Below are 8,203 nucleotides of genomic sequence, written 5' to 3' on the forward strand. Positions count from 1 at the left end.
GGGGGGGGGCCCCGGTCGTGGCGCGGGGGACGCGGGGGGAGCCGATGGGGGGGACCGCTAGTGCGCCGGGGCCCCCGCCTCTCGGCGATTCCGCGCCGGACACCCGCTCGCCGGACACCCGCTCGCGGATGATCGCGCGGCTCAGCGCGATTCGACCGCCTCGATCGCCTCGGTGGGCAGCGGGAAGTTCAGATACGAACGCGAGGGCGTCGGCCCGCGCTGCCCCTGGTACTTCGAGCCGGCGGCCGCGCTGCCGTAGGGGTGCTCGGCGGGGCTGCTCAGCCGGAACAGGCACAGCTGGCCGATCTTCATCCCCGGCCACAACGTGATCGGCAGGTTCGCCACATTCGACAGCTCGAGGGTGATGTGACCGCTGAAGCCGGGATCGATGAACCCGGCGGTGGAATGGGTGAGCAGTCCGAGCCTGCCCAGGCTCGACTTGCCCTCCAGCCTGCCCGCCAGGTCGTCGGGCAGGGAGCAGACCTCCAACGTGGAGCCGAGCACGAACTCGCCCGGGTGCAGAACGAACGGCTCACCCTCACCCGGCTCGACCAGACTGGTCAGCTCGTCCTGGCGCTGGGCCGGGTCGATGTGGGTGTAGCGGGAGTTGTCGAACACCCGGAACATGCGGTCCAGCCGGACGTCGATGCTGGACGGCTGGATCAGGTTCTCCAGCAGCGGCTCGACCCCGAGACGCCCAGCGGCGATCTCCGCACGGATGTCACGATCGGAAAGCAGCACGCCATGAGCCTAGCGTCCGCTCCCCCGGCCTTCCCGGTGCGGCCTTTCCCCATCACGCCCCCGATGACACGCCGCGACAGATAACCTCTCGTTGACACACCACGGAAGGACCACCCACCATGACCGACGCCTCACCGTTCGACCTCACCGGTCACGTCTCCGTCATCACCGGCGGCAACTCCGGCATCGGCCTCGGCTACGCCCGCGGCCTCGCCCGCGCGGGCGCGGACGTGTGCGTCGTCGGCCGAAACGTCGAGCGCAACGAGGCCGCGGCCGAGGAATTGAGCCGGTTCGGTCACCGCGTGCTGGCCCTGGCCTGCGACGTCTCCGATGAGCAGCAGGTCGCCGACACCATCGGCCGCGCCGCCGCCGAACTGGGCCGCATCGACTCCTGCTTCGTCAACGCGGGCGTCCCCCAGGGCACCGTGCCCTTCCTGGAAACCGATCTGGCCGAGTTCCGCCGCGTCACCTCGGTCAACCTCGACGCCGCGTTCGTCACCCTGCGCGAGGCCGCCAAGGTGATGGTCGCCCAGGGCGAGGGTGGCAGCCTGGTCGCCACCGCCAGCCTGGTCGCCCAGCAGGGCGCCCCCCGCGGCCAGTCCTACGCCGCCAGCAAGGCGGGCATCATCGCGGTGATCAACTCCATCGCCGTCGAGCTGGCCAAGCACCGCATCCGCGCCAACGCCATCCTGCCCGGCTGGGTGGAGACCCCCATGACCGACGACCTGTTCCACTGGGACCGCTTCCGCGACCGCGTGCTGCCCCGCATGCCCGTCGGCCGCTGGGGCCGCGCCGAGGACTTCGAGTCGGTGGCGGTGTATCTGGCGAGCCCGGCCAGCGCCTTCCACACCGGCGACTCCCTGCTCATCGACGGTGGCTACAGCAAGTTCTGACCACCGGCGGCCGTGACGCGCCCGGCATCCCCGGCAACTTTCCAGCACGGGGATGCCATGGTGGAAGGGTGCCTCCCTCGCCGCTGCCCGCCCCGCTGCGCTCGCCGGCGCTGCTGTCGGCCCTCGCCGTCATGCTCGCGGCCTGCTTCGCCGCGATCACCTGGCAGGTCCTGCGCCACGACGTGACGGCCGAACCCCAGTTCTTCCTCGACCAGGACGACCAGGCGCGTGACCTCGGCGGACTGCTCGCCGTCGACCCCGCCGTCGCCGGGTGGGTGATCGACCACCGCACCGGCGCGCTGACCGCCGCGGCCCACACCGTCAGCGCCCTCGGCGCCACCTTGTCCATGACCGTGCTCGGCACCCTCGCCTGCGCCGTGCTGCTGCGCGCGGGCGACCGTTCCCGGGCCGCGCTGGTCGCCGTCACCGGCCTCGGCGCCGCCGTCATCGTCTTCGCGGGCAAACGCCTGATCGGCCGTGAACGCCCGCCTGCCGCCGACCGCCTCGCCTACGAACCGAGTCTGTCCTATCCCTCCGGCCACAGCCTCGGCAGCTGCGTGGTCGTGGCCGTGTGCGCGGCGGTGTTCCTGCCACTGCTGCATCGCAGGACCACCCGGATCGCCGGGGCCGCGCTCGCCGTGGCGTTCGTGTTGTCGGTGGGGTGGTCGCGGGTGTATCTCGGCGTGCACTGGCCGACGGATGTGGTGGGCGCGTGGTGCGCGGGAGCCGCCTGGATGGCCCTGTGCCTGGCGGTGTTCCACCTGCGCCGACCCGGCCCCGACGAATCGCCGACGACGGCGGACGCCGCCGGCGGGTGACGCGGCACCCTCTCGGCACACTTGCCTGCCGGTGACAGCCCGCGCTATCGCGCCCGCGCCGCCCGCCGCGCCCCGCCAGGCTTGCTCCCCGATCGCTCGCCCGGCTGCCCGGCTCGCCCGCCTGCCTCACGCGCCCCGCGCACCGCCAGCCGGTCGGCCCGCTCGTTCTCCGGGTGCCCGGCGTGCCCCCGCACCCATTCCCAGGACACCTCGTGCCGCGCGCACGCCTGCGCCAGCCGCTGCCACAGATCGGCGTTCTTGACCGGCTCCTTCTTCGCCGTCACCCATCCGTTGGCCCGCCACTTCGGCAGCCACGAGGTGATCCCGTCGCGCACATAGGTGCTGTCGGTGAACACGCGCACCGTCGACTTCCTGGTCAGCGCCTCCAATGCGCTGATCGGCGCCATCAACTCCATGCGGTTGTTCGTCGTCGGACCCCGATCCCCGCCGTACATCTCCCGCTCGTGCGCCCCGTACCGCAACACCGCTCCCCACCCGCCCGGCCCGGGATTCGGACTGCACGCGCCATCGGTATAGATCTGCACCTCCACCCGGCGAGACTAGCGACCACGGACCGGCGCGGGCGGACCGATCGCCCGCTTCCCACCGCATCGATTTGTGCACCGCCTCGCGTCCTGAAACACTCCGTCCGTTTGCACGAAAATTGCTGGACGACCCGCCACCCCGCGTGGCCCACGATCGGGAGGATCATCGCAGTGAGCTTTGCTCACGGTGGACAGTCGCCGTACCGGCAACCGCCCACCGGTCGGCCGCCACGCCACCGGAACACGTCGACACGCAACACCTGGATCGCCATCGGCGCCGTCGTCCTCGCGCTGTGCTGCTGCGGCGGGCTCGGGTTCATCGCCGACGGCGACCAGGCCGGTTCCGGTCCGGGGTCGACGGCCGCCGCTGCCACGACCACACAACCGCCCGATCCGAGGAAGGCGCCGATCTTCGCCGCCGAGGTGAAATCGGTCAGCGGCAACCGGGTCACCTTCACCGCGCACGGCCGAGAGGTGTCCGCGCAGCTCGCGCGGGTCACCACCTTCGGGGTCTGCGGTACGGAGATGCGCGAGCCGTTCGACACCCGCCTGGCGATCCTGCTGCCGGTCGCCGCCCAGGTCACCGTCGTGCGCGCGCAGCCGGACGAGCCCTACAGCGCGGTCTTCGTCCACCTCGGCGCGGCCGGCGACGTGTCGGCCCTGCCCACCGGGCCGAGCGTCAACGAGCAGCTGGTCGCCGAGGGCGTCGCGACGATCGACGGCGCCCGGCGCGACTCGGCGACGAGTTACGACGAACAGGTGGCCGCCGTGCGCGCCCAGAGCGCCCCCGTCGCGGCGCCCTACGTGGACGCGATCGCCGCGGCCGACACCCTGGCGTGGGAGAACCGCGTCGGTCCGATCGCGGACTGCCGCGCGCGCCTCGAACGCGAGGAACAGGACAAACGCGAGAAGTGGGGCCCGGACCTGGTTCCCGGCACCGACGACGATCCCGAGCGGACCGCCCCCACCTACACCGGTGGCGGCGGTGGTGGCGGTGGCGGCGAGAGCCGCTTCTGCCGCAAGCGGTGGTGGTGCTGACCGACGGCTCGCGGGGCACGAACTCGCGGGGCACGAGGACGGCCGGGACTTGCCGCGCTCCGGCCGTCATCTGATAACATCGCCAACGCGCGACCGCCTCCTTGGCCTGCCGGCCGAGCGCGGCGGAACGGCCTGCCGATGTAGTTCAATGGTAGAACTTCTGCTTCCCAAGCAGACAGCGCGGGTTCGATTCCCGTCATCGGCTCCACCTCGATGACCAGGACTCATGTCCTGGTCATCGTGCTTTCCGAAGGCCCTGTGGGTTCGACTCGGAAGTGCTATCTTTTCGGCGCATCCTGTGGGTTGGTTCCTTTTCCGGGTGCACGGCCGGCGCGCGGTTCCTCTTGGCGGAGAGTGCGCCGGCCGCCTTGTTCTCGGACGCGCGGCCGGTCAGTTGAGGCCGACCGCGTCGGGGAGGGTCCAGACGTCCTCGGGACCGTGGCCGTCGTCCATGGTGCGGCGGTAGGCCAGGAGGGAGGACAGGAGCACGCGCCGGTGGCGGCCGACGAAGCGATAGCGGATGTGGCCCTCGTGCAGGAGTTTCACCAGGTGGGTGCGGGAGATGCCGAGGAGTTCGGCGGCCTGCTGGGTGGTGAGTTCGACGTGGGCGGGAATGACGGTGACGCCGCGGCCCGCCGCCAGGTTCTCCAGGATCTCGCGCAGGGGCGCGACAGCTTGCGGCGGCAGCGGGATCGGTTCGGGCCTGCCTGGGACGGTGAGTCCCAGGGCGGCTTCCAGTGCCGGGTCACGCAGCGCGTCGAGGGCCTCGCGGGCCAGGCGCTGTTCCTCGGCAACCGGTTCGCCGACCGGATCGTCGTGGTCGGACATGGCAACCACCTCCACCCAGCAACCTAGGAAACAGGCGAAACGAACACAACGCCCATCGCCTAACGATCCGGTGCCGATGCCGGGAGTTCGCCCGGGTGGGTCAGCCCTCGGCGCCGACCGGCGACCCGGTCAGCGCCGCGACCACCGGCCGCCAGCGCTGCACATACGTCCCCAGCACCCCGTCGGACCGGAAGGTGCTGTCGGACAGGTACAGGCCGGGCAGCGCGGTGGTCGCGCCAAGTTCCACCAGCACCGGCTCCAGGTGGACGATCGGGGCGAGGGAGTGGACGGGGCTCGCGCCGAGCATGAGCGGCACGGCGAGGACCCCGGCCAGGCCGGTCCCGCCGGCGAACTGCTCGAGGAAGAGTTTGAGCAGGCCGGTGTAGGTGGCCTTGAAGGTCGGGCTGGCGAAGATCACCAGCTCGGAGCCGGCCACCGTCCGCACGGCCTCGGCCACCTCCTCGTCGCCCCAGCTCAGCAGCTTGGGGCCGAGCTCGACCAGGTCGATGACGGTGGGTTCGACGCCGGGCGCCAGGCCTTCGGCGAGCCGGGTGGCGGCGGTGAGCGTGCGGGAGGCCGGCTTGGGGTTGCCGACGACGACGGTGACGGTCATGGTGGGTGGTCCTTGTGGTCGTGGGTCCGTGCTCGGTGGCGGTCCTGGGTGGCTCGTCCCGGCCATGCAACATCGGACCGGAGGTCACCGGACAGGGTTTGAATCCGGCCGATCGGATGGGGTGCCCGGCGCGGGCCTGTTCGCCCTCGGCCACGTCTACCATCCCTGCCATGTCGTTCACCGTCGCAACGCCCACCGGAGACCGGGTCGAGGATTACCGCCTGCTCAGGGCCCAGGCCGAGGCGCTGGTGGCGGGTGAGCCGGACCGCGTCGCCAACGCCGCGAACCTGTCGGCGCTGCTGTTCCACAGCCTGACCGAGGTGAACTGGGCAGGCTTCTATTTCGCCGACGGCGAGGAGCTGGTGGTCGGGCCGTTCCAGGGCAAGCCGGCCTGCGTGCGCATCCCGTTCGAGCGCGGCGTGTGCGGGACGGCGGCGGCGACCGGGGCCACCCAGCTGGTGCCGGATGTGCACGCCTTTCCAGGCCATATCGCCTGCGACGCGGATTCGCGCTCGGAGATCGTGATTCCGCTGGTGCGCGACGGGGTCGTGGTCGGCGTCCTCGACCTGGACAGCCCGGAGCCCGGCCGGTTCGACGAGGTGGACCGGGCCGGGCTGGAGGCCTTCGCGCGGGTCTTCGTGGACAGTCTGGGCTGATATCGGCGCCCGCGGAGGCGCGTTCGGCGCGGGCGGCCGGAGTGCCGTCCCGGTGTCGGTGCCCGCCGTTAGGGTCGCCCCGTGGCTGATTCGCGGTTTTCGTTCACGGCGCGGGTGTGGGAGCACGAGGGCGAGGGCTCGTGGTTCTTCCTGACCGTCCCGGAGGAGGTGGCCGACGAGATCGAGGATCGCTACGCCCACCGCGCGGGTGGGTTCGGTGCGGTGAAGGTGCGGGTGCGCATCGGCGACAGCCGCTGGTCCACCTCGTTGTTCCCCAGCAAACAGCTCGGCAGCTACATCCTGCCGGTGAAGAAGGCCATCCGCACGGCCGAGGGCCTGGACGCGGGCTCCGAGCCCGAGGTGGAACTCGAGGTCGCCCTGTAACGCGAGTGTGTGTCGCAGGTCCGGCCGATCGGACGCGCGCGGGCTGCTAGCGTTGGCGAAGCGCCAACGACGAGCTCTGAGGACGGATATGACCAGGTTGAACCATCATCGCGTCGGATCGGGGGAGCCCCTGGTCCTGGTCCACGGCCTCGGCAGCCGGTGGCAGGTGTGGGATCGGATGATCCCGGCCCTGGCGGAGCGCTTCGACGTCATCGCCGTCGACCTGCCCGGTTTCGGCGCCTCGGACCCGCTGCCGGTCACCACGGTCGGCACGCTGACCGACGCGCTCGCCGATTTCCTCGCCGAGGAGGGCATCGAACGCCCGCACCTGGTGGGCAATTCGATGGGCGGCTACATCTCGCTGAGCCTCGGCGCGCGCGGCCTCGCCCGTTCGGTGACGGCCTTCTCCCCCATCGGTTTCTGGAACACCGCGGGCCGCGTCTGGTGTCAGCAGACGATGGGCAAATCGCTGGTGCTGGCCCGCGTGCTCGGCCCGGCCATGCCCAAACTCCTGGCGACCACGGTGGGCCGCACCGCCTTCCTGTACCTGGTGTTCGGCAGGCCGTGGGCGCTGGACGCGCAGACCGCGATCGAGACCGCCCAGGGCGCGGCGAACGCGCCCGCCTTCGCCGATGCCTGCGCCTCCTTCGCCGACGTCCGCTTCGGCGAACTCGGCGCGCTGGCCGACATCCCGGTCACCATCGCCTGGGGCAATCGCGACGTGCTGCTGACCTACGCGACGCAGAGCAAGCGGGCCAGGCTGGCGCTGCCCACCGCCCGCCACCGCACGCTCTTCGGCAGCGGCCACACCCCGTTCTACGACGACCCGCAGGGCTGCTCGAAGATCCTGTTCGAGCAGTTCGACGCCATGGAGCGGGCCGCGAAGGACAGCGCCGCGACACCCCGTGCCGGGCAGGACACCGAGGAAGTCGGCACCGCGGAGAGCCACGCTGGAAACAAGAGCGACGCCGCACGCGAGAAGTAGCGCCGCGCCGAGGGCGATTCCGCGCGAACGGTCGCCGTATCCGGTACCGCACGGGACGCGGAGTTCTCCGAGCCGATTCGGCTCACCACCGGCTTGGCGCGGGCCGACTCGTGACCCCGCGCTAGCGGGCGCCTGGCTCGGGCGGATCGAGCAGCGTGTCCGCGGACGCCCCGCCGAGCAGCACGCGCACCGCGTTCACCCAGCGCTCGCGGGAGAGCCGGTTCGGCTCGGCGTAGCCGGTGAACAGCGCGCGCATGGCGAGGCCGGTGACGATCTCGATGGTGAACTCGGTGATCGTGGGAACCCGTGGGTCGTCGGGGAATTCGGCGCGGAACAGATCGCGCACGGCGATGTGCATCTGTTCCAGCAGCCGTTGTTCACAGGGCAGGAAGGCCGCGCGCAACTCCGCGTCGGTGCGCGCGCCCACCCAGATCTCCAGCGCCGCGTGGAACGACGGGCCGGAGAACATGTCCATGGTCAGCTCGACGGCCGCCGCCAACCGGTCGCCGCCGGGCACGATGGCGGCGAATTCGGTTGCCAGCTGGTCCAATCGGCGCTGGGCCAGGTGTTCGACCGCGCCTGCGAGCAGGTCCGGCTTGGTCGGGAAGTGGTGTTGCAGGGTGGCGCGCGGCGGCCCCCCGCCGGGGTTCACAACCACCCGGGGGGTGCGCCCCATTCCGCCCCCCCCCCCCCGCAAGACCG

11 protein-coding genes and 1 tRNA gene are annotated in these 8,203 nt (G+C 71.5%); 7 read left to right on the forward strand and 5 right to left on the reverse strand.

The window, feature by feature from the left end; genetic code table 11:
* Positions 1 to 141: 141 nt before the first annotated feature.
* The gene (gene dcd, locus QH283_RS07335; protein ID WP_280502260.1) at positions 142 to 741 is read right to left on the reverse strand and encodes a dCTP deaminase; all 600 of its coding nucleotides are present in this window, start codon (positions 739 to 741) and stop codon (positions 142 to 144) included.
* A gap of 119 nt (positions 742 to 860) precedes the next feature.
* On the opposite strand from dcd, the gene QH283_RS07340 reads away from it, so the two are divergent.
* Positions 861 to 1,634: an SDR family NAD(P)-dependent oxidoreductase gene (locus QH283_RS07340; RefSeq protein ID WP_280502261.1), complete on the forward strand. Its 774-nt coding sequence runs from the start codon at positions 861 to 863 to the stop codon at positions 1,632 to 1,634.
* A gap of 68 nt (positions 1,635 to 1,702) precedes the next feature.
* Entirely contained in the window at positions 1,703 to 2,452 is a 750-nt protein-coding gene (locus QH283_RS07345) for a phosphatase PAP2 family protein (RefSeq protein ID WP_280502262.1), read from the forward strand.
* Between the two features lie 44 nt (positions 2,453 to 2,496).
* Here the strand turns inward: QH283_RS07345 and rnhA are convergent, their stop codons facing one another.
* Positions 2,497 to 3,003, reverse strand: a complete 507-nt coding sequence (gene rnhA / locus QH283_RS07350; protein ID WP_280502263.1) for a ribonuclease HI — start codon at positions 3,001 to 3,003, stop codon at positions 2,497 to 2,499.
* A gap of 165 nt (positions 3,004 to 3,168) precedes the next feature.
* Here rnhA and QH283_RS07355 point away from each other — a divergent pair, with 165 nt between their 5' ends.
* Together QH283_RS07355 and QH283_RS07360 are read left to right on the forward strand one after the other, a co-directional pair.
* Entirely contained in the window at positions 3,169 to 4,035 is an 867-nt protein-coding gene (locus QH283_RS07355) for a hypothetical protein (RefSeq protein ID WP_280502264.1), read from the forward strand.
* A 134-nt stretch (positions 4,036 to 4,169) separates the two neighbouring features.
* Positions 4,170 to 4,243 (forward strand) — tRNA-Gly (locus QH283_RS07360).
* A gap of 182 nt (positions 4,244 to 4,425) precedes the next feature.
* On the opposite strand, the gene QH283_RS07365 is transcribed toward QH283_RS07360, so the two are convergent.
* Positions 4,426 to 4,863: a helix-turn-helix domain-containing protein gene (locus QH283_RS07365; RefSeq protein ID WP_280502265.1), complete on the reverse strand. Its 438-nt coding sequence runs from the start codon at positions 4,861 to 4,863 to the stop codon at positions 4,426 to 4,428.
* A gap of 100 nt (positions 4,864 to 4,963) precedes the next feature.
* Complete coding sequence (locus tag QH283_RS07370) at positions 4,964 to 5,476, reverse strand: NADPH-dependent FMN reductase (RefSeq protein ID WP_280502266.1); 513 nt, start codon at positions 5,474 to 5,476, stop codon at positions 4,964 to 4,966.
* 170 nt (positions 5,477 to 5,646) lie between these two features.
* Between QH283_RS07370 and QH283_RS07375 the strand changes: the two genes are divergently transcribed.
* The 3 genes from QH283_RS07375 to QH283_RS07385 all read left to right on the forward strand — a co-directional run bounded on the left by QH283_RS07375 (position 5,647) and on the right by QH283_RS07385 (position 7,501).
* The gene (locus tag QH283_RS07375) at positions 5,647 to 6,132 is read left to right on the forward strand and encodes a GAF domain-containing protein (RefSeq protein WP_280502267.1); all 486 of its coding nucleotides are present in this window, start codon (positions 5,647 to 5,649) and stop codon (positions 6,130 to 6,132) included.
* 81 nt (positions 6,133 to 6,213) lie between these two features.
* The gene (locus QH283_RS07380; RefSeq protein WP_280502268.1) at positions 6,214 to 6,516 is read left to right on the forward strand and encodes a DUF1905 domain-containing protein; all 303 of its coding nucleotides are present in this window, start codon (positions 6,214 to 6,216) and stop codon (positions 6,514 to 6,516) included.
* 88 nt (positions 6,517 to 6,604) lie between these two features.
* Positions 6,605 to 7,501, forward strand: coding sequence for an alpha/beta fold hydrolase (locus tag QH283_RS07385; protein WP_280502269.1), 897 nt, complete (start codon positions 6,605 to 6,607; stop codon positions 7,499 to 7,501).
* Between the two features lie 121 nt (positions 7,502 to 7,622).
* On the opposite strand, the gene QH283_RS07390 is transcribed toward QH283_RS07385, so the two are convergent.
* Positions 7,623 to 8,203: TetR/AcrR family transcriptional regulator (locus tag QH283_RS07390; protein WP_280502270.1), on the reverse strand; the 581-nt coding region annotated here is incomplete at its 5' end.

This window comes from Nocardia farcinica, from assembly GCF_029867845.1.
Taxonomy (GTDB): Bacteria; Actinomycetota; Actinomycetes; order Mycobacteriales; family Mycobacteriaceae; genus Nocardia; species Nocardia farcinica_A.